General features: G+C 68.2%; 22 protein-coding genes and 2 pseudogenes. 11 read left to right on the forward strand and 13 right to left on the reverse strand.

Going from position 1 to position 17722, the window contains the following annotated elements; translation table 11 throughout:
- Positions 1 to 344: 344 nt before the first annotated feature.
- Positions 345 to 734 (reverse strand): hypothetical protein, encoded by a 390-nt coding sequence (locus tag AQJ27_RS57165; RefSeq protein ID WP_159064677.1) that lies wholly within the window; start codon positions 732 to 734, stop codon positions 345 to 347.
- On the opposite strand from AQJ27_RS57165, the gene AQJ27_RS50745 reads away from it, so the two are divergent.
- Together AQJ27_RS50745 and AQJ27_RS50750 are read left to right on the forward strand one after the other, a co-directional pair.
- The gene (locus AQJ27_RS50745; protein WP_067385787.1) at positions 720 to 1049 is read left to right on the forward strand and encodes a transposase; all 330 of its coding nucleotides are present in this window, start codon (positions 720 to 722) and stop codon (positions 1047 to 1049) included. The genes AQJ27_RS57165 and AQJ27_RS50745 overlap by 15 nt on opposite strands.
- On the forward strand, positions 1046 to 1600 hold the full coding sequence (locus AQJ27_RS50750; protein ID WP_079065961.1) for a hypothetical protein: 555 nt from the start codon (positions 1046 to 1048) through the stop codon (positions 1598 to 1600). Before AQJ27_RS50745 ends, AQJ27_RS50750 begins: the two co-directional genes overlap by 4 nt.
- On the opposite strand, the gene AQJ27_RS50755 is transcribed toward AQJ27_RS50750, so the two are convergent.
- Positions 1572 to 1862, reverse strand: coding sequence for a hypothetical protein (locus tag AQJ27_RS50755; protein ID WP_067385789.1), 291 nt, complete (start codon positions 1860 to 1862; stop codon positions 1572 to 1574). The genes AQJ27_RS50750 and AQJ27_RS50755 overlap by 29 nt on opposite strands.
- 205 nt (positions 1863 to 2067) lie before the next feature.
- Between AQJ27_RS50755 and AQJ27_RS50760 the strand changes: the two genes are divergently transcribed.
- The 4 genes from AQJ27_RS50760 to AQJ27_RS50775 all read left to right on the forward strand — a co-directional run bounded on the left by AQJ27_RS50760 (position 2068) and on the right by AQJ27_RS50775 (position 5678).
- Entirely contained in the window at positions 2068 to 2883 is an 816-nt protein-coding gene (locus AQJ27_RS50760; RefSeq protein WP_079065962.1) for an oxidoreductase, read from the forward strand.
- Between the two features lie 67 nt (positions 2884 to 2950).
- A complete protein-coding gene (locus AQJ27_RS50765) occupies positions 2951 to 3862 on the forward strand; it encodes an alpha/beta hydrolase fold domain-containing protein (RefSeq protein ID WP_067385791.1) in 912 nt (303 codons plus the stop codon).
- Positions 3863 to 3936: 74 nt separating this feature from the next.
- Entirely contained in the window at positions 3937 to 4950 is a 1014-nt protein-coding gene (locus AQJ27_RS50770) for an NADP-dependent oxidoreductase (protein WP_067385793.1), read from the forward strand.
- Between the two features lie 137 nt (positions 4951 to 5087).
- The gene (locus AQJ27_RS50775; protein ID WP_067385795.1) at positions 5088 to 5678 is read left to right on the forward strand and encodes a TetR/AcrR family transcriptional regulator; all 591 of its coding nucleotides are present in this window, start codon (positions 5088 to 5090) and stop codon (positions 5676 to 5678) included.
- A gap of 485 nt (positions 5679 to 6163) precedes the next feature.
- On the opposite strand, the gene AQJ27_RS60050 is transcribed toward AQJ27_RS50775, so the two are convergent.
- Together AQJ27_RS60050 and AQJ27_RS60055 are read right to left on the reverse strand one after the other, a co-directional pair.
- Positions 6164 to 6475, reverse strand: coding sequence for an IS110 family transposase (locus tag AQJ27_RS60050; protein ID WP_235614080.1), 312 nt, complete (start codon positions 6473 to 6475; stop codon positions 6164 to 6166).
- Between the two features lie 95 nt (positions 6476 to 6570).
- Positions 6571 to 7059, reverse strand: a complete 489-nt coding sequence (locus AQJ27_RS60055; protein ID WP_341866177.1) for an IS110 family transposase — start codon at positions 7057 to 7059, stop codon at positions 6571 to 6573.
- Positions 7060 to 7346: 287 nt separating this feature from the next.
- Here AQJ27_RS60055 and AQJ27_RS54395 point away from each other — a divergent pair.
- Positions 7347 to 7810: pseudogene (locus tag AQJ27_RS54395) on the forward strand (PP2C family protein-serine/threonine phosphatase); the annotation flags it as partial.
- Positions 7811 to 7874: 64 nt separating this feature from the next.
- Here the strand turns inward: AQJ27_RS54395 and AQJ27_RS57770 are convergent.
- The 3 genes from AQJ27_RS57770 to trhA form a co-directional block, all read right to left on the reverse strand.
- A complete protein-coding gene (locus tag AQJ27_RS57770; protein ID WP_167552165.1) occupies positions 7875 to 8042 on the reverse strand; it encodes a hypothetical protein in 168 nt (55 codons plus the stop codon).
- A gap of 37 nt (positions 8043 to 8079) precedes the next feature.
- Positions 8080 to 8436 (reverse strand): PRC-barrel domain-containing protein, encoded by a 357-nt coding sequence (locus AQJ27_RS50790; RefSeq protein ID WP_067385799.1) that lies wholly within the window; start codon positions 8434 to 8436, stop codon positions 8080 to 8082.
- 227 nt (positions 8437 to 8663) lie between these two features.
- Positions 8664 to 9317, reverse strand: coding sequence for a PAQR family membrane homeostasis protein TrhA (gene trhA, locus AQJ27_RS50795; protein WP_067385801.1), 654 nt, complete (start codon positions 9315 to 9317; stop codon positions 8664 to 8666).
- Between the two features lie 252 nt (positions 9318 to 9569).
- On the opposite strand from trhA, the gene AQJ27_RS50800 reads away from it, so the two are divergent.
- Positions 9570 to 10271 carry a hypothetical protein gene (locus AQJ27_RS50800; RefSeq protein WP_235614079.1) on the forward strand — a complete coding sequence of 234 codons (702 nt, stop codon included), beginning with the start codon at positions 9570 to 9572 and terminating at the stop codon, positions 10269 to 10271.
- 100 nt (positions 10272 to 10371) lie between these two features.
- Here the strand turns inward: AQJ27_RS50800 and AQJ27_RS50805 are convergent, their stop codons facing one another.
- Positions 10372 to 10710 (reverse strand): MerR family transcriptional regulator, encoded by a 339-nt coding sequence (locus tag AQJ27_RS50805; RefSeq protein WP_067385805.1) that lies wholly within the window; start codon positions 10708 to 10710, stop codon positions 10372 to 10374.
- Between the two features lie 1360 nt (positions 10711 to 12070).
- Between AQJ27_RS50805 and AQJ27_RS50810 the strand changes: the two are divergent.
- Positions 12071 to 12476 (forward strand): annotated as a pseudogene (locus AQJ27_RS50810) (ATP-binding protein).
- Positions 12477 to 12509: 33 nt separating this feature from the next.
- Positions 12510 to 12869 carry a hypothetical protein gene (locus AQJ27_RS50815; protein WP_067385807.1) on the forward strand — a complete coding sequence of 120 codons (360 nt, stop codon included), beginning with the start codon at positions 12510 to 12512 and terminating at the stop codon, positions 12867 to 12869.
- Positions 12870 to 12976: 107 nt separating this feature from the next.
- Here AQJ27_RS50815 and AQJ27_RS50820 read toward each other — a convergent pair whose 3' ends face one another.
- The 5 genes from AQJ27_RS50820 to AQJ27_RS50840 all read right to left on the reverse strand — a co-directional run bounded on the left by AQJ27_RS50820 (position 12977) and on the right by AQJ27_RS50840 (position 16821).
- Positions 12977 to 13285, reverse strand: a complete 309-nt coding sequence (locus AQJ27_RS50820) for an SCO5918 family protein (protein WP_067385810.1) — start codon at positions 13283 to 13285, stop codon at positions 12977 to 12979.
- Positions 13286 to 13334: 49 nt separating this feature from the next.
- The gene (locus AQJ27_RS50825; protein WP_067385812.1) at positions 13335 to 13742 is read right to left on the reverse strand and encodes a CBS domain-containing protein; all 408 of its coding nucleotides are present in this window, start codon (positions 13740 to 13742) and stop codon (positions 13335 to 13337) included.
- A gap of 45 nt (positions 13743 to 13787) precedes the next feature.
- On the reverse strand, positions 13788 to 15281 hold the full coding sequence (locus AQJ27_RS50830; RefSeq protein WP_067385814.1) for a DEAD/DEAH box helicase: 1494 nt from the start codon (positions 15279 to 15281) through the stop codon (positions 13788 to 13790).
- Between the two features lie 328 nt (positions 15282 to 15609).
- On the reverse strand, positions 15610 to 15813 hold the full coding sequence (locus AQJ27_RS50835) for a cold-shock protein (RefSeq protein WP_067385816.1): 204 nt from the start codon (positions 15811 to 15813) through the stop codon (positions 15610 to 15612).
- 669 nt (positions 15814 to 16482) lie between these two features.
- Complete coding sequence (locus AQJ27_RS50840) at positions 16483 to 16821, reverse strand: STAS domain-containing protein (protein ID WP_067385818.1); 339 nt, start codon at positions 16819 to 16821, stop codon at positions 16483 to 16485.
- Positions 16822 to 17001: 180 nt separating this feature from the next.
- On the opposite strand from AQJ27_RS50840, the gene AQJ27_RS60675 reads away from it, so the two are divergent.
- A partial coding sequence (locus AQJ27_RS60675; RefSeq protein WP_341866176.1) for a hypothetical protein occupies positions 17002 to 17722 on the forward strand: 721 nt, incomplete at its 3' end.

Genomic DNA, 17722 nt, shown 5'->3' on the forward strand with positions numbered 1-17722 from the left:
CTGAGCCGCCATCCGGGCGTTCGCCCTGGCGTTCAAAGCCACCAAGTTTCGGACATCCTGGCCAGTACCCTTGCCCCAATAACCTATGGCCGGCTTGCGGCCTTCCTCCTCCTGCCCTGATCCCTTCCATTCCGTCCGGATCGACGGACGGCTCGCATTCGGAGCACTTCGGCAGACCACCCGCTCCGGTGCGCGACCTGCGATCGCTCTTGGTGAGGAATGCGATGGCGCCGGTCGCCCTGCATCCCTTGTTCCCCTGGTGGTCCGTGTATTCCTCAAGACCGCCGTAGATCCGCCCGCCGTCGATCAGGGGCGTCGCATCGCACGAGCTCCTGCGCCCCTCGTCATCGTCGTCTCCGGTGCAGCCGCCGGTGGCCACGCAGACGGCGGCCGTGGTCAGGCCCGCCGCGACGGCCGAGGCCGCGTTGCGGACGGAGTTGCCGATGTTGATCCTGACCGTCGAGGGTTCCTGCCGTCGAGATGGAGTGGACGGTGAGGGTGCCCTTGCCGATCGAGGCGGTGATCTTGATGGCGTTGGCGCGGATCGCGGCACGCCGGGCTGCCGCCGCGGCAGCGGCTACGGCAGCGGCCTTGGCGGCCGCGGCGGCAGCGTCCGCGGCGCTGATGCCGCCTCCCCCACCGCAGGAGTAGCAGTAGCCGCTTCCTCCTCCACCGCCGCCGGAGGACCGGCCGCCGCTGCTGGAGTTGGTCCTGCCTGCGTGGGGTGCGACCACTTCTCCACCGACGTCTCCTACCTCCCCGAGCTCCGCTCCTACCTCGACGACCTGCTCCGTACCCGGGAGAAGCTGCGCGCGATGACCGAGGCCGACGAGTGGGCCCGCACCGAGGCCGCCCCCTCCGAGGAGGAGATCCGCCGCGTTCGGCAGCTGATCCAGCGCGTCACCGAGGACGTCGACCAGCTCACCGACGATGAACGCGACCAGATCCAGCAGGCCGCTGCCATCGTCCGAAAGACCCGTCAGGGATTCCTCGGCATGCCCCGCATCCGCCAGCCCCTGCCTGACCTGAGACCGGAGCGACCCGCATGACCGCACCTGACCCGAGTATCCAGGCCATGGTCGAAGGCCACCGCGCCGACACCGGCCGGCGCCGCCAGCGCGTCCAGGCGGCCCTGGCCGCCGCCACCAAGGACGGCACCGACATCAGCGTCACCGCGATCGCCCGCCGGGCCGGCGTCGACCGCACCTTCCTCTACCGCCACCGCGACCTCCTCGGCCAAGTCCACGCCCAGGCCGCCGAACCGCCCGCTGTCCCGGGCGGCCGGGGACCTGCCGTCAGTCGGGCCTCCCTACAGGCCGACCTCCTGGCAGCCGATGCCCGCACCGCCCGGTTCGCCGCCCAGATCCGCAGCCTCGAAGACCGCCTCGGCGAGGTGCTGGGCGAACAGGTCTGGCGCGAGGTCGGCATCGGCGGGCCGGTCGACACAGAGCGGCTCAAAGCCCGCATCACCACCCTCGAACAGCAGATTGTCGATCTGGAGCTCAAACTCCAGGACCATGGCGACGAGCTGCACGCCGCCCGCACGACCATCCGGGATCTCATGGGCCAGCTCAACCGAGAACCGGCCCGACGGCACTGAAAGCACAGCCGGTGCCGGTGCCGATCTCCAACACGCGGTCTCCAGGGCCGATGCCGGCGAGCTCCAGCATGCGCACCACCAGTGACGGCAGGGTGGCCGAGGATGCGTGGCAGCGGCCGCGCGCAGTCCGTCGATCTGGGGCCACCGGGATCTTGTCGGCGTACGCCAGATGCAGCCAGTCCTCCTCGCCGAGGTCGCTGCGGGGGACCGGCTCCCGCAGCAGGTCGCGGTTCTGCCGGTAGAGGTGGCTACCGAGGAACACCTCGCGGGGCGCGGCTGTCGGCGGGCGCCGCTGCTGGCTTGTATCGGTGGCCCGCCGCCTTCGTCGCCTCCTTTCCCCTCCCGCGCCAAGCCGCAGGTTCCCGGCTGGCGGTCGCCGGAGCCGCTCCTTGCCATCCGCCCCGTCCCGAAATAGAATTACGACCGTAAGCTAAACGATCGTAATTCAATGATGCAGGGAGTCTGTCATGGCGACTCATCGGCCGGTAGCACTCGTGACGGGGGCGTCATCGGGGATCGGTAACACAACCGCTCGCGCCTTCGTCACAGCCGGGTTCGAGGTGATCGGAACCGGACGGAGCACCTCGGGACTCACCCCGCCCGCCGGTGTGACCTTCCTCGACCTCGACGTAACCAGTGACGAATCCGTCACCGCCGCCGTCCAGGAAGTGATCGAACGGTTCGGACAGATCGACGTCCTCGTCAACAACGCCGGTCTGGGCTCGGCCGGCGCCGTCGAGGAGAACTCCGTCACCCAGGCCCAGAGCCTCTTCAACCTCAACTTCTTCGGTCTCGTCCGCATGACGAAGGCCGTCCTGCCGCACATGCGCGCCCAGGGCCGTGGACGCATCGTCAACCTCTCGTCCGTCCTCGGCGTCATCCCGCAGCCCTACATGGCCCTCTACGTCGCCGCGAAGCACGCCATCGAGGGCTACTCCGAGTCCCTGGACCACGAGGTCCGCGAGCACGGCGTCCGCGTCCTGCTCGTCGAGCCCGGCTACACCCGGACCGCCTTCGATGCCAATGCCGCGCAGCCCGACACCCCGCTGCCGCTGTATGCGGAGCGGCGGCGTGTCTTCGACGAAGTGGTCGCTGCGGCGATGAAGACCGGCGACGACCCCTCCGTCGTCGCCAAGGAGATCGTCACGGCAGCCACCGCCCCGAAGCCGAAACTGCGCTACACCGCCGGACCTCTCGCCTCACGCATCACCACCGCGCGACGCCTCGTCCCCGCCGGGATCTTCGACAAGCAGATCCGCAGATTCAACCGGATGCCCGGCTGACGTTGCACCCGGCCCATCGACCTGCGCGCGAGGCGCGTTCAGCTCTGACCTGACAAGGAGCATCACCATGGGAATCAGCACGGAAGCACAGCAGTTCGCGCAGTTCCTCGAAAGCGTGCGCGCGAAGGCATCGACACCGGGCCTCGATCTGGCCGTCGTCCGCGACATCGTCGACACACATGCTTCGGCATCGACCGAGCCGGAAGGCGTCACCTACGCCGACGTTGACGCGGACGGCGTCCCCGCCCTGTGGGTCATCCCTGAGGGCGCCGACCCTGACAAGGCGCTGCTCCACTTCCATTTCGGCGGATCGGTCGCCGCCTCGATCTCATCGGACCGCAAGGCCGCCGGCCACATCGCCAAGGCGGCCGGAGCCCGCTCGCTCGTCGTGGGCTTCCGCCTGGCCCCCGAGCACCCCCACCCGGCGCAGATCGACGACGCCGAGACCGCCTACCGCTGGCTGCTCGCTCAGGGCTACGAGCCGCGGAACATCGGCAGCACCGGCCACTCCATCGGAGGCACCCTCGCGGTCGCGCTGCCGCTGCGCCTGCTCGCCAAGGGCGAGGCAGCCCCCGGGGCGATCGTCAGCATCTCGCCGTGGACCGACCTCACCATCAGCAACCCGAAGGTGGACGAGAACGAGGAACTCGACAAGATGCTCAGCCGGAACATCCTCGAGCAGTTCCGAGCGGCTTGGCTGCAGGACCCCGGCGTGGACTTCACCGACCCCAACATCAGCATCGTGAACGCCGACCTGACCGGCCTGCCGCCCACGGCCCTCCACTACGGCGAGTACGAGGCGCTTGCCGGCGAGGGCGCCGGCTTCGGCCGCCGACTCGCCGACTTCAAGATCCTCTCCGAGGTCCGCCCGCTGCCCGAGGGCCAGCACTCGTTCATCCTGGGCGCGGGGCGCGTGCCCGAGGTGGATCGGGCGATCGAGCAGATGGGTCAGTGGCTTCGCCGGCACCTCGGCAGCTGACGTGGAAGCTACCCGGACATACGCATCGTCCGCCGAGAAGGCAACCGAGAAGATCACGCAAAGGGATGGCTGACATGAAGGCATTCGTCGTCGAGAAGTACGGCAAGGACGGCCTACGCGCCGCAGACGTTCCCGAGCCCACCGTCGGGGCCGGCGACGTCCTGGTCCAAGTGAGCGCCACCAGCATCAACCCGCTGGACAAAATGGTCCGCAACGGGGAGTTCAAACGACTCCTGAAGTACAGGCTTCCGTTCGTGCTCGGCCACGACGTCGCCGGCATCGTGACGCAGGTCGGGTCGGCCGTGCGCGACTTGACAGTCGGCGACGAGGTCTACGCACGTCCCCGCGACCTGCGGATCGGAGGCTTCGCCGAGTTCATTGCGATCGACCAGGACGACGTCTCGGCCAAGCCGGAGTCACTCACCCTCCGCGAGGCGGCCGCGGTGCCGCTGGTGGCCTCGGCCGCCTGGCAGATCCTCGTCGACCGCGCCCACGTGATGCCGGGTCAGAAGGTGCTCATCCACGCCGGTGCCGGTGGCCTCGGATCGACGGCCATCCAGCTCGCCAAGCACCTCGGTGCCACGGTGGCGACGACCACGAACTCCCGCACCGAGAAGTTGGTCAGGAGCCTCGGCGCCGACATCGTCGTCGACTACACCAAGGAGGACTTCTCGCAGGTGCTGTCCGGCTACGACCTGGTGCTGGACTCCCTTGGCGGGGCGAACCTCGAGAAGTCGCTGACTGTGCTGAAGCCGGGCGGCCTGGCCATCGGTGTCGTCGGCCCGCCGGACGTCGGGTTCGCCAGGCAACTCGACGCCCCGTCGTTCATGGGCGTGGCCATGAACGCGCTCAGCCGCAAGGTGCGCAAGCAGGCCAAGGCCCTGGGTGTGCGCTATCAGTTCTTCTTCATGCAGGCCAGTGGCGCCCAGCTCCGTGAACTCGGCGCCCTGTACGACAACGGACGGCTCCGCCCGGTCATCGACCGAACTTTCCCCTTCGACCGGACGCTCGAGGCGATGGCGTACGTCGAGCAGGGGCGTACCACGGCCGGAAAGGTCGTGATCTCGATGGCGCCCGGCAACGACTGAATCGGGCCGGCCGCAGAGAAAGCGTGGCGGTGCTCCAAGACGCCGTTCGCCTACCATTGGAGTGCGTTCGTAATCCAATATGATGGCGAAGTCGGCGAAGGGCGGGTGACCCTTCCGGCGCACAAAGGAGCGAGCGCGTGGCGCGTTACGGGAAAGAGCACAAGCAGGCGACGAGGCAGCGGATCATCGAGACCGCCGGCCGCCGGTTCAAGCAGGACGGTATCGACGGCTCGGGCATCTCGACGCTGATGGCGGACGCCGGACTGACCAACGGCGCCTTCTACACCCACTTCGAATCCAAGGACGATCTCGTGGCCGCCGCGGTCGCGGACCAGTTGCGCGTGCAGTACGCGAACGTCATCGAGCAGGCGGCCCCCGGGATCGCCGGACTCGAGCAGATCGTACGGTGGTATCTGTCGCCCCAGCACCGCGACAGTCCCGACGACGGCTGCCCCTCCGCCGCACTCCTCGATGAGATCGGGCGCTGCGCGGACGAGACCAAGCAGGCCTACACCGACGGCGTGCTCGCCGTCATCGACGGTATCGCCGCTCGCCTGGCACCTGCCGATCCGCGCTCGGTGCACAAGAAGACCCTCAGCGTCTACGCCATGATGGTCGGGACGCTGCAGCTCTCCCGCGCCCTGGCCGACCGGCGACTCTCCGACGAACTCCTCGAAGAGGGCATCCGCAACGCCCTCACTCTGCTCAGCGCACAGGAGTCCCGCTGACACGCCGCAGCACCACGCGGCAGCCCCGCCGAGCCGCTCCACACCACGCCCCCGACCAAGCGTCCCATCCGGTTCCGGAGGCGATCAGTTCAGGGCCTTGCCCAGATCAGCGGCCCCCGAGGCCCTGCGGGCGCTGCCGCCGGCCCATAGCTGCTCGGGCTGACTCACACGGCGTCAACAGACTTGACAGTAAGCCGGACTTCTCGTTCCGTTCCTACCGGGACACCTCATGCTCCCTCGGTCGTGTGAAGTCCCTGAGTGCCTCGTGTGCCACACCTGTTGCGTCCGTTATGGTCGTCCTGACCGCTTCTGAGCTGCGTTGATTCGAACCGCACGCTCGCGCCGCCCCGGAGAAACGTTGGCGACTGTGATGTCACTGGTGGGTGTATCCCAGTGCCATGCGGTATCCCGATGGGGATGTCCTGACCGCGAAGCAGCCTCTCGCGAAAACGGTCCGGAACGCGGATTCACTGTCACAGACGCCCCTATAACGGGGGGCGCTGGATACCCGCCCTGACCAGGTTGAAGACCTCTCGGGCGGCATATCGCTTGAGGCATCGGATGATCTCACGTCTGGTCTTGCCCTCCTGGGTGCGGCGTTCGTCGTACGCCTGGGTGCGCGGGTCGTGGCGCAGCCGGGTGAACACGATGCGGTGCAGTGCGGCGTTCGCCTGCCGGTCGCCACCGTGATTGAGCCGACGCGAGCTCCGTCGGCCCGAGGAGTACTCGACGGGACTGACTCCGCACAAAGCGGCGAAGGACGCCTCGGTGCTCAGCCGCTCGGGGTTGTCTCCCATGGCGATCAGAAGAGTGACGGCGCTGTCCGGGCCGATGCCCACCGGTATGAGCAGTTGCGGGGCGTGGCGTCCGACGAGCCGGGTCAGGCGCTGATTCAGCTCATCGATCTGCCCGGTGAGCTGCTCGATGCGCTGGGCCAGCGGCTCAGGGTGATGCGGGTGGCCTGGGCCACGGCGTCCTCGTCGCCTTCGCCGTCGCGCAGGCTGAGACGCGCGCAGGTGCGGAACAGCTCGCGGTTGCCCAGGCTGGACAATCGTTCCCGCAGAGCGGGATCGGCTATGACCAGGACAGCCTTGAGCTGGTTGATCGCCTGGGTGCGGGCCTTGACCGCGGAGTCCTTGGCGAGTTTGAACATCCGGGCGCTATGCACCGGACCGTCGCCGGTTTTTGCCCGGGCCCGGGCGCGACCGCTGAACACGGCCCGCGCGGCAGCCTGCGCATCGAGCGGGTCCGACTTCCCGAGCAGACGGCGGGCAGTGCGATCGGGCCGGTTCACTTCATACACCTGGACGTGCTGAGCCAGCAGGTAGCGAGACAGGCCCGCTCCGAAGGTCCCGGTACCTTCCACACCGGCCCGGCGCACCTCCCCCAGCTTGCCGGCGCGTGCGGAGGGCAGGACGCCGACGAGCAGGCCCCCAGGAGTGGGCAGGAAGTCAGCCGTACCGTCGGCACGCACGACGATGACCGGAGGAGGACTGCGTCCCCCACGGGCGAACCGGAGTGGCCAAGCCAGTCAAGGCTCTGACCGAGGCGGAGCCGGCCGACTGGGCCTCTGTCCGGCCGCCCCGCCGGGCCCACGCTCGCGTCACGGGCAAGGGAAACCGCCATGCACCTCGGCTCTCATGCCCTGATCGACCATGCTTCGGCCGGCAGGCCGTGCGCTATCACGGCCGCCAAGGCTACGTCACCGGCCAGCTCCTGCGCATCAGCCTGCTCGACGGCCAGACCGAGTTCATCAACGCCAGCCACCCTTGGCCACTGCGCATGCGGGACGGGTAGGTGCGGGAGATCGTTCCAAAAGCCGATTTGCCGTTCGGCTTCCAGGTCCCCCACACCTACCGGGTCCAGTCGCTGGGCCTGCAGCCGGGCGACCGGCTGGTGATGCTGACCGACGGCACGCTGGAGCGCAACGCCAACAGCCTCGATCTGTCGGACCTGATCGTGCGCACCCCCGCGCTGCATCCCCACGAGGCCGCCCGCACTCTGATCGCGGCGGTCGTCGACGCCAACCACGACCACCTGGAGGACGACGCGACCGTCATGTGCCTGGGCTGGCACGGCGTCGGCCACTCCGAGCGGGACGCCGACACGGCGCCGACCTCACCGACGCCTCTGACACTCCGCTACGTCCGGTCCCCGGGCCGGCGGCCCGGGGGGGCGCTTGCCCGGCTGACCGCGTCACCGGGGAAGGCGCCTACGGCGGCTGCCCAGGCGCAGGCCGAGGAGGACGAAGTCGGCGACCAGAACCACCACGCCGATGACCAACAGATAGAACAGGCCCTTCGCGACCACACCGATGATGCCGAGCACGATGGCCACAATGATCAGCAAGAGGAAGAGAGCCATCGGTGTCACCTCATGGTGGGAGACGTTGTTGGGGGCATCAGCGGCGGGCGAAGCGACGTTCGCCACCCTCACCCATGCGGTGGGCGAGCTCGTAGTGCGCGAAGACCGTCTTCTCGTCCTCCGCGAGCAGTTCGCCATCCGTGCCGATCGAGGGCGCTTCCTTTACCTGCTTCCTGTCGTAGGCGACCTTCAGATAACCGGGACCGACCGTCGCGTCGCCCAGGGGGACGAACACCAGCCGGTGCCGGGTCGGCAGGCCGACTGTGACCGTCGCGAACACGGGCTGGTCCGTGGCCGTGTCGACGTAAACCGCCTGCAGGACGCCGATCTTGTGCCGCTCGTGGTCGACCACGTCGTGGCCCCGCCAATCCCTGATGTCTTGCGCCTCGAACACGGGCCCCCTCTGTCGCAGGTCAGCTGAAGACCGCTGTCGTCACTATCTCGCTCCTCCCTCCTTACCTGCCTACGGAGCGTCAACCCTGGAGAGCAGCCAACTTGCAGGCCGGACGACGGACGACCTTCACTGGCGGCGCGATGCCTCGGAGACCGCCCGGCCCGTCGCGGTCCAGCGCGCGGCAACGTGGGGGCGATGAACGGAACGGGCCGGAACACCTGTCGCGGTCAGTAGGTGACCAGCGAGATGGCGATGTAGTGCGCGGTGAAGGCCGCCACGGTCAGGGCGTGGAACACCTCGTGGAAGCCGAACCAGCGGGGCGAGGGGTCGGGGCGCTGGAGGGCGTAGACGACCGCGCCCGCGCTGTAGAGGAGACCGCCGGCCACGATCAGGGTGAGTACGGCCGCTCCGCCGGTGTGCAGGAAGTCGGGCAGGTAGCGCACCGGTGCCCATCCCAGGGCCAGGTAGCACGGGATGTACAGCCAGCGCGGCGCTCCAACCCACAGGACCCGGAACGCGATGCCGGCCGATGCGCCCGCCCACACGATCCACAGCAGCACGGACCGCTGGTCCGGCCGGAGGAGGAGCACGGCCAGGGGCGTGCAGGTACCGGCGATGATCAGGAAGATGTTGGCATGGTCTAGACGTCGCAGAAGAGCCTCGCCGAGCGGCCCCCAGGTGCCGCGGTGGTAGACGGCACTCGTTGCGAACAGCAGCCAGGCGGTGACCGAGTACACGGCGCAGGCCAGGGCCGCCTGCGGGGTGCGAGCCAGGCAGATGAGCACAATGCCTGCGATCAGTGCGGCGGGGACCATTGCGGCATGGAGCCAGCCACGCAACCTCGGCTTGATCGGTTCCGCCAGGTCGGCCGCCCGCTCCACCAGAGTGGCGACCGGGTGAGCGTTCTTCCCTGCCCCATCATCTTGTGATCCGACGGGCAGCCCGTCTTCACGGCGTCCTCCACCCCCTGAGGCGGCGTGGATGTGTTCGGCTTCAGCGGCGTCGCGGGACACAGCTTCTCGTCCTCCCTCGGACTCCTGGGCGTCACCGGTGATCATGGGGTCATGCTGGAAGACGACACCCCGACAGCATTCTAGGAGTCCGGTCGCGAACACCACGCCCACGTCGCCGGCATGGTGTTCCGCAACCGTTTGAACTCCGACCTCGTTGATCCTGGCGTCAATCGGGCCTGCCGAGGCCGAGTAGATCGGCTGGTCATGGGAACGATCAGGGCTCCCGAACGGGCATCTCTGCTTGCCTACGCGCAAGGATCGTCGATGCTTCCTGAGGTCTGCCCCCACGTATCCGCCCCCCTCGCACACCAGTTGGAACACCAATTGGGCCTGGCTCCGCATCTCGAAGCGGGCCAACTCGATGTGGAGCGCGTCGCCGGCATCGCAGTCGTCGCAGCTGCCCACTCCGATGGGTATGTGGCCACCGGCCATCTCCTCGGACTGCCGGCCGCGCTACCTGCCCCCACCAAGGCAGGAGAACGCTTCTGGTCGGACCTGTGGGGGGCTTCGGGCACTGCGTACCTGCTCCCCGTCAACATCAAGGCTCTGGAGCTGCGTTCCCTGGCAGGAGAAGGAACCCCTGCCCGGCAGATTCTCTCGGCCGTCGATGAGGTGACCCTGCCCCAGCGCGTCGCGGCCGGGGAGGTGATCGGTCAAGCCCTCGCCGAGTCCGACCATTTTCCCGACCTCAAGACACAGGTCATCGGAGAACTGTGGCTGCGAGATCTCGAGCTCACCGCCTGGCGCGTCCTGCACGCAGACCACAGGTCGGACGATCCGGCTGGACGGACGGCCTTCCTCGACGCCTGGACCAGCGTCTGAACGTCTGCTCCTGCAAGCTGCGCTTTGCGTGCCGGGCAGCGTGCGTGAGCGGCAGCGGCGAAGCTGCCGGGAAAGCCGTAGGTCGAATCCAACAGCCGTCTCAGGACGCGGCTGTTGGATTCGCCGATTCGGCGGCGCGGCGGTATTCGGCGTTGATGCGCTGGGCTTCCTCAAGCTGGTCTTCGAGGATGACGATGCGGCAGGCGGCCTCGATGGGGGTCCCGTGGTCGACGAGCTCCCGGGCGCGGGCCGCAATGCGCAGCTGGTAGCGGGAGTAGCGGCGATGGCCGCCCTCGGAGCGGAGCGGGGTGATGAGGCGGGCTTCGCCGATGGCGCGGAGGAAGCCCTGGGTGGTGCCGAGCATCTCGGCGGCCCGGCCCATGGTGTAGGCGGGGTAATCGTCGTCATCGAGCCGGCCGAAGGAATCGTCTGCTGTCATTACACCTCACTGTGGAACGCGTGGAGGGGCCCTGGTGCCATACGGCACCAGGGCCCCGAAGGGAACTGCTACACCATCAGCCGGCCCTGATACTGCGCCGGCCTACTTGTTCCGCAGGCCCACCCGGGAGAGGACGGGGAATGCGGGGATCGCGGATGCGTGACCGGAGACCACCTACCTATCGATGTCCTGCGGTACCCGGGCTCGAGCCTTCCGCCCGGGCGATCCTGATGGCGCTGAAGCCCTCCGTTCTTCCCTCTGAACCAATCACTTACCAAACGGGGACTGCGTACTGCTTGCACTGCTGATACCGCGAACTGCTGGTGGCCTCGCCTAGCGCCACTCTTCGGCAGCCAGCCCCGTCGCCGGTCCTGCATCTGCTCTGGCTTAGAACCCCACTGCCGAACCTCCCGGCACGCGCGCCCGCAGCCGACGCCTTCACCGAGGAACCACTGACAACCGCACTGCTGGTACTGCGAACTGCACTTACGGAACCGCTACTGCGTGAACTGCGGTCCTGCTCACGGCGGCCCCTGATCACTGCGGGCCACCCGGTCCGGTCGTCAGCCCCGTCGCCGTCCTGCGACAACCCTGGCTTCGGAACTCCACCACCGCACCGTCCTGCGAACTGCAACTACGTGTACTACTGCCCGGCAGTTCATCTCTGCCGGGCCTCGCTCGATCTCGGCTACGAGAGAAACCATAGCCACACCACCACCCAATGTCTATTCCAGCAAACATAGATTTCCGTGCGCCCCGAGATGAAGCTATCCGCCTCGATCGGTCTATGGACGGTCGGATCTGCCCGAAGCTCAGGTCTGGCGCTCGGAGTGCCCCGCAGCCGGGCAGCCCGTTGGGCTGACCATGACGCCGCCGACTGCGCCGCGGCTACCGTCGGCGGGTACCGGCCACCACTGGGCACCTCATATTTCCGGCCGTAACACCCCGACAGGCCGGCCGATGACGTGCGTAGCACGAGGGCCTGCGCCGGCCTTGACGATCCCGGCCCTACGACGGAGCAGCAGTTCGTGGAAGCCGTGCACGCCGGTGCCGGTGCCGCAATCCGCAGACTGCCGCTCCTGCTGCCGCGTCAGCGCCTCGAGAGGATCTACTTCATCGGCCCGCGGTAACTCTCTGCGCCCTCGCCCGGCTGGCCGTGCTCGCCCGACCGGTGGCGTCCGCCTCGGATGGGCCGCCTGCTCGAACCGGCGCGGGGCCCCGACTCGAGCAGGCCGTGGGCCGGCACCGTGACACGGGCGTGACGCGGACGCACGGCAGTGCCTTGGCGGGTGGCGGGACGGGGCAAGAGATCGGGTAGGCAAGGCCGGGCATGGACGATCCAGAGACCAGGGTGACCCTGATGAACACGATGGCCGTCAACGCCACAACCGTCCGTTCCACGACAGCCGTTGCCCACGCACGCGATACGGCACGGGCCTTCCTCGAATGCCTGCGACAGCCGGCCGTGGCCCCTGACGCAGCGGACACCGTGGTCCTGGTCGTGTCCTAGCTCGTCACCAACGCCCTGCGCCACGGCCCGGGGCCGCTGCACATGGGAACTGACTGCGCACCCCGACACCATCGAGGTGGCCGTCCCCGACCCCAGTCGGCATGCGCCGCGCATGCGCACCCCTGACCTGAACGGCGGCGCAGGGGGCTTCGGTTGGCCCATGGTCAACCGCCTCGCCCGCGCCACCGCGGTCACCCGCCGGGCCTCCGGCGGCAAGACCGTGAGCGCCCGTCTTGCCCGGTGGCGCCACCGCTAAGCACCCGGATGGCCGGTAAATATAATCTGCCCCATGTCGAAGCCTGACGAGCTGCTCGTTGACGTCGCCGCCCTGGTGGAGTCCGGGCAGAGCAACCAGATGTCCCTGACCGTGGTCACCGGTGGCGCTGTCATCACCGGTCGGCTGGCTCCCGAAGCAGTGTGGAGGCAGAGGGTGTCGGATGTGCTGACAGATTCCGCCCGCTTGGGAGAATTCTCCGCCGCCTTCGACACCCCCGCGAAGAAGAACGGGCCGCCCACTCATCTGCACTTCCACGTCGCCCGGATCCTGCAGGGCACGGTCGGCATCCCGGAGACAGGCGGGATGTACCGTGTGGCGATCGACGACGTCAGCGCCTGGACCATGGGCGACTTCAGCTATTCCGACCACTGAGCGACCACTGCGACGGAACCCCGTCGCAAGCAGTGTGGGCCCGACCGGCGCTCGCCGGTCGGGCCCACACTGCTGTTCAGGCGTCGGCTCGTTGCCTGTCCCGTCGGTCAGACGGACACGCGAGTACCGAGCATCGCGGAAGCTTGCTGGAGCGAGCTGAGGATGCGTACGGGTGCGGCCGTGGGGAGGGTACGGCAGGTGAAGCCGAGCTGAGTCATGGCCCGGAGGACTTCGGCGGCGCTGAAGTCACGGCGGTCCTGGCGGGTGATGACCTGGCCGACTTGCTTGACGGGGTAGTGGCGGCGGCCGATGATCACGGATTCGCCGGTGCCGGGTTCGGGCTTGATGCCCTTCATCGATTCCAGCACGCCGTTCTTGGTGAGCTCGAAGGGGAAGCGGGCAATGACGCAGCGCATGTGGCCTCACAGGGAGAAGGAGAGAACGGTCCGACCAGGGTGAGGCGGTTCAACGGGAGAGGGCGAGGACGCCCAGGGCGCTGCTGCCTTGCCCGTCGACCACCGGCAGGGCACCGAGCCGGCGGGAGCGCATCGCGTGCTCGGCTTCGGCCATCGTGGTCACGGGTGGGGCGAACGACCTGTGGTAGCCGAGGATGTCGCGCAGGCGGACGCGGTCCGTGTAAGCGGAGCTGTCGCGGACCGCGGTGAGTTCGGTCTGGGTGACCAGGCCGGTGCCCTGGCCGTCCTGGTCGCAGACGACCAGCCGGCCCGTGCGGGCGGCGGCCATGACGGACAGCGCCACCTCGACGCTCATGTCGTCACAGACCTGCGGTCCGGCCGCGTCCTCGACCTCAGCCACCGTCCTGCGCACGGGGCTGGCGATCGCCGGGCGGGGCTGCATCTGAACCAGCGTCAAAAGGTGCCTCCTGCAGAGATGGGTCAGCTTCCTGATCACGAAGGTCTAGGCCGCGGCGTCGAAGACGGACTTTCGTACGGGCGCGCGCCGGGTTGCCGAAGCGGGGCGGCGTCGGCCTCGGGAGGAGGCGCTGCGCTTGGGGCGTTCGACCACCGGTGCGGTGATGACGACCGGGATGCCGGAGGGGGCCTGGGCGCCGGTGATCCGGCTCAGGGCCTCGTCGCCCGAGCGGATCTGGGTGGTCTGCGGCCGGATCCCGGCGTCCGACATGAGGCGCACCATATCGCGGCGCTGGTTCGGTGTGACGAGGGTGACGACGCTGCCGGACTCGCCGGCGCGAGCGGTGCGTCCGCCGCGGTGGAGGTAGTCCTTGTGGTCGGTCGGCGGGTCGACGTTGACGACGAGGTCGAGGTTGTCGACGTGGATGCCGCGCGCCGCGACGTTGGTCGCCACCAGCACGCTGACGTGCCCCGTCTTGAACTGCGCCAGCGTGCGGGTGCGCTGCGGCTGCGACTTGCCACCGTGCAGAGCGGCGGCCCGTACCCCGCTGTTGAGCAGGTCCTGGGTGAGCCGGTCGACGGCGTGCTTGGTGTCCAGGAACATGATCACCCGACCGTCGCGAGCGGCGATCTCGGTCGTGGCGGCGTGCTTGTCAGCGCCGTGGACGTGCAGGACGTGGTGCTCCATCGTCGTGACCGCACCCGCCGACGGGTCGACCGAATGCACGACAGGGTCGGTCAGATAGCGGCGCACCAGCAGGTCGACGTTACGGTCCAAGGTGGCGGAGAACAGCATCCGCTGCCCCTCCGGACGCACCTGGTCGAGCAGCGCGGTGACCTGCGGCATGAACCCCATGTCAGCCATCTGGTCGGCCTCGTCCAGCACCGTGATCCCCACCTGGTTCAGCCGGCAGTCGCCACGGTCGATGAGGTCCTTGAGCCGGCCAGGGGTCGCGACGACGATCTCCGCTCCGCCTCGCAGCGCGCCGGCCTGCCTGCCGATCGACATCCCACCCACCACCGTGGCCAGCCGCAGCCTGACGGATCGGGCGTACGGAGTGAGCGCGTCGGTCACCTGCTGCGCCAGCTCACGCGTCGGGACGAGGATCAGCCCCAGCGGCTGGCCGGGTTCAGCACGCCGTCCGGCGGTACGGGCGAGCAGGGCGAGGCCGAAGGCGAGGGTCTTGCCGGAGCCGGTGCGCCCGCGGCCCAGGACGTCACGGCCCGCCAGGGAGTTCGGCAGCGTCGCGCCCTGGATCGGGAACGGCGCGCTCACGCCCTGCCTGCCGAGCTCGGCCAGCAGCTGCTCGGGCATGCCGAGATCGGCGAAGCCCTCAACGGCAGGCAGTGCGGGGGTGATCGTCTTGGGGAGCGCGAACTCCCCCTGCACCGCGGCGGGCCGACGGCCGTAACCGCCAGAACGGGCCGGGCCGCCGGAACGGCGCGGTGCCGACGAGCCGAAGCGACTGCCGCCCCTTCCTGCGTCGGCACCGCCCTTACGGGCGCGGGCGGAGCGGTCGTTCGTACGTGTGCGGTTCATGTGGAGCCTTCCTCGATGTGGCACATATCAAGGAATTCCCGCAAGCGATGAGCAGCACGGAATTACAAGTATGAACCGATGTCAAAGCAAATCCGGCCGACGGGAATCCACGCGGGCGTAAATGCCGAAATAGGTGACGCAGTGGGGACGTAAAATCCGGGCGGTGACTGCGGTGTAGCTCTTCAGGATGCGCCTGCATCCCGAAGGAGGAGCCGCGTGTGGTGAGACTGCGGATTCCTCCGAGCCGTCCCGCGGGTGAAACCACCGCGGGAAATGGCTGTAGCTGGGGCCCGCACCCCGAAGGATGCGGGCCCCAGCTACAAGTCTGTCAGGCCGGAACGATGTTCTCGGCCGTCAGGCCCTTCTGGCCCTGCGCGATATCGAAGTTCACCTTCTGGCCTTCGAGCAGCTCACGGAAGCCCTGGGCGGCGATGTTCGAGAAGTGGGCGAACACGTCAGCGCCGCCACCGTCCTGCTCGATGAAGCCGAAACCCTTTTCCGCGTTGAACCACTTCACGGTACCAGCAGCCATGTCATATCTCCTTTGGGGCAGTACACCGACGTCCGCACTGTGCGAGCACCGTGTCGCCGCGATGATTACCCCGCCGGAAAATGACCGGAAATAAAAAAGCACTCTCCCCGGCAAGAGCGGGGTGGGAGCACTTGAAGTTTCGGGAACCACAACTGCAACTGAGATGGACAGTAGCACGCCGCAACGGCCCGCGTCGGTTAAGTAATTCCACTCCACTTGTTGCGGCAAAAACTCTCACTACACCGTCCGTCAAACTCTCACCTCACGAACACAGATATTGACTCACTCGCAGTGCAACGTTCCAAAAAAGGGAGCGGAGTCGTCAGCCGCTACCATGGCCGCCAGGGCGCTATGACGTGCGCGGCCGTCCGAAAGATCGCCTTCAACAACGGCTAACACGATGAGGCGGACCTGCGCTGATCGCCGCGTCCAGAGCAGTAGTCGAGCTTTCGGTCCGGTGCGTGGACCCCACCGTGGATCGTGTCGGGCAAACTGCGCCCTCCGGCAGTGCCGCGGGCACGAAGGCTCCGCTTCCCCGGACATGGCAGCTGACCGCCGAGCTGGAAATTCGGTGTTCGTTCGCCGTCTGCCCGACGGGCGCCCCGCACTCCTGACGACCTGCGGCGAGAGTCCGACCGCTGACCGGGAGCGGGGCGCCGTTGCCTGGCGTCAGGAAGTAAGGGCTTGACGAAGCGTGGGGTAGCAGGGAATGACCGTGTCGAGACCAACCATTTCAACGACCCGCTGAACCGTTGCCCTCAAGGACGCCAGCCGGATCCAGCCGTCGGCGGACGCTGCATCGCGTTGCGCGGCGGCCAGGGCACTGATGGCGCTGGCATCCAGGAAGGCGAGCGCACTGAGCGCTCTGGTGCCGTCTATGCGGAGGGCCTGCCGCAGGAGATGGACGTTACCGGCGTCGACTTCGCCGCTCAGCGCCAGGACGCGGATGCCTGCGGCGGTTGCCTGGTTGATCATAGGCCGGGCGCCCTGCCCGGCCGTCTCGTGCATGTCTGACGCGTGTCCTTCAACAATCCTCTGCGGCACCGCCAACGCCCCCAAAGAGGGCACCGGAAGCGCTACACCCTATAAGGGCGCTGCCCCCGTGTAACTGTGCTGGAGGGTAACGTTCCGGGCGGGCATACCCGGCCCTAAAAGGGGTAGTGGGCGGGGAGAGGGAAGCGGGCACGGATGGACGCGACGAGTGGGGCCGACGGCGGGGCGGCCTCGCTGCTGGAGGCATCGCTCGCGCTGGACAGCGACGGCTCCCGCATAGCCCAGGCCCGCCATCTGGCATCGGCTTTCCTGACGACGGCGCGAGACGACCAAGGCATCCCGGTGGTGACCGCCACGGTCGAGATCGTCCAGCTGACCGTCAGCGAACTGGTCACGAACGCCCGCAAGTACCCGCCGGGACCGGCCCTTTTGCGTCTGCGGGTCACCGGCGCCGTGGTGCGGGTTGAACTCTGGCACAGCAATCCCGTCGTACCGGCCGCCAAGCCCACGATCCCGAACGCGTGGGCCAGCACGGCCTTGAGATCGTCCGAGCACTTGCCCAGAGCGTCACTGTCGAGCGGACACTCCTCGGCAAGCGCACCACCGCGGACATCGCCCTCACCACGGCGACCACATAACCGGACCGGTCTCGGCAGCTGCTGTCCGCTCATGGCGACGGCCGCCGGTCGCCCGGCGACCGTGTGCCTTGCGAGACGTGGCCCCCGTACCGTCCACATCGAGCACTCCCCACGGGCACAACCCGGAAGCGCGGAAACCCGGTCTCGAAGCTGGCCGCCGGGGACGCACCGGGCCGCGGCATCTGCGGGAGCCGAGGTGGGCCCGGCGCTCGTGGAACGCCGCAGGCTCACTGTGCTGCGGGAAGCAGCCTCAACCACCACACCCGAACGGCACGGGG

The sequence above is a fragment of the Streptomyces olivochromogenes genome, assembly GCF_001514115.1.
Lineage (GTDB): Bacteria > Actinomycetota > Actinomycetes > Streptomycetales > Streptomycetaceae > Streptomyces > Streptomyces olivochromogenes.

Bases quoted from the DNA above. Each gene is read 5' to 3' on its own strand.
- AQJ27_RS50820 (WP_067385810.1), bottom strand. From the start codon at position 13,285: ATGCGCTGCGTCATTGCCCGCTTCCCCTTCGAGCTCACCAAGAACGGC.
- AQJ27_RS57770 (WP_167552165.1), bottom strand. From the start codon at position 8,042: ATGGCTCTCTTCCTCTTGCTGATCATTGTGGCCATCGTGCTCGGCATC.
- AQJ27_RS50835 (WP_067385816.1), bottom strand. From the start codon at position 15,813: ATGGCTGCTGGTACCGTGAAGTGGTTCAACGCGGAAAAGGGTTTCGGC.
- AQJ27_RS50805 (WP_067385805.1), bottom strand. From the start codon at position 10,710: ATGACAGCAGACGATTCCTTCGGCCGGCTCGATGACGACGATTACCCC.
- AQJ27_RS50765 (WP_067385791.1), top strand. From the start codon at position 2,951: ATGGGAATCAGCACGGAAGCACAGCAGTTCGCGCAGTTCCTCGAAAGC.
- AQJ27_RS50750 (WP_079065961.1), top strand. From the start codon at position 1,046: ATGACCGCACCTGACCCGAGTATCCAGGCCATGGTCGAAGGCCACCGC.
- AQJ27_RS50800 (WP_235614079.1), top strand. From the start codon at position 9,570: ATGGTGTTCCGCAACCGTTTGAACTCCGACCTCGTTGATCCTGGCGTC.
- AQJ27_RS50840 (WP_067385818.1), bottom strand. From the start codon at position 16,821: ATGCACGAGACGGCCGGGCAGGGCGCCCGGCCTATGATCAACCAGGCA.
- AQJ27_RS50760 (WP_079065962.1), top strand. From the start codon at position 2,068: ATGGCGACTCATCGGCCGGTAGCACTCGTGACGGGGGCGTCATCGGGG.
- AQJ27_RS50815 (WP_067385807.1), top strand. From the start codon at position 12,510: ATGTCGAAGCCTGACGAGCTGCTCGTTGACGTCGCCGCCCTGGTGGAG.
- AQJ27_RS50830 (WP_067385814.1), bottom strand. From the start codon at position 15,281: ATGAACCGCACACGTACGAACGACCGCTCCGCCCGCGCCCGTAAGGGC.
- AQJ27_RS60050 (WP_235614080.1), bottom strand. From the start codon at position 6,475: ATGGGAGACAACCCCGAGCGGCTGAGCACCGAGGCGTCCTTCGCCGCT.
- AQJ27_RS50770 (WP_067385793.1), top strand. From the start codon at position 3,937: ATGAAGGCATTCGTCGTCGAGAAGTACGGCAAGGACGGCCTACGCGCC.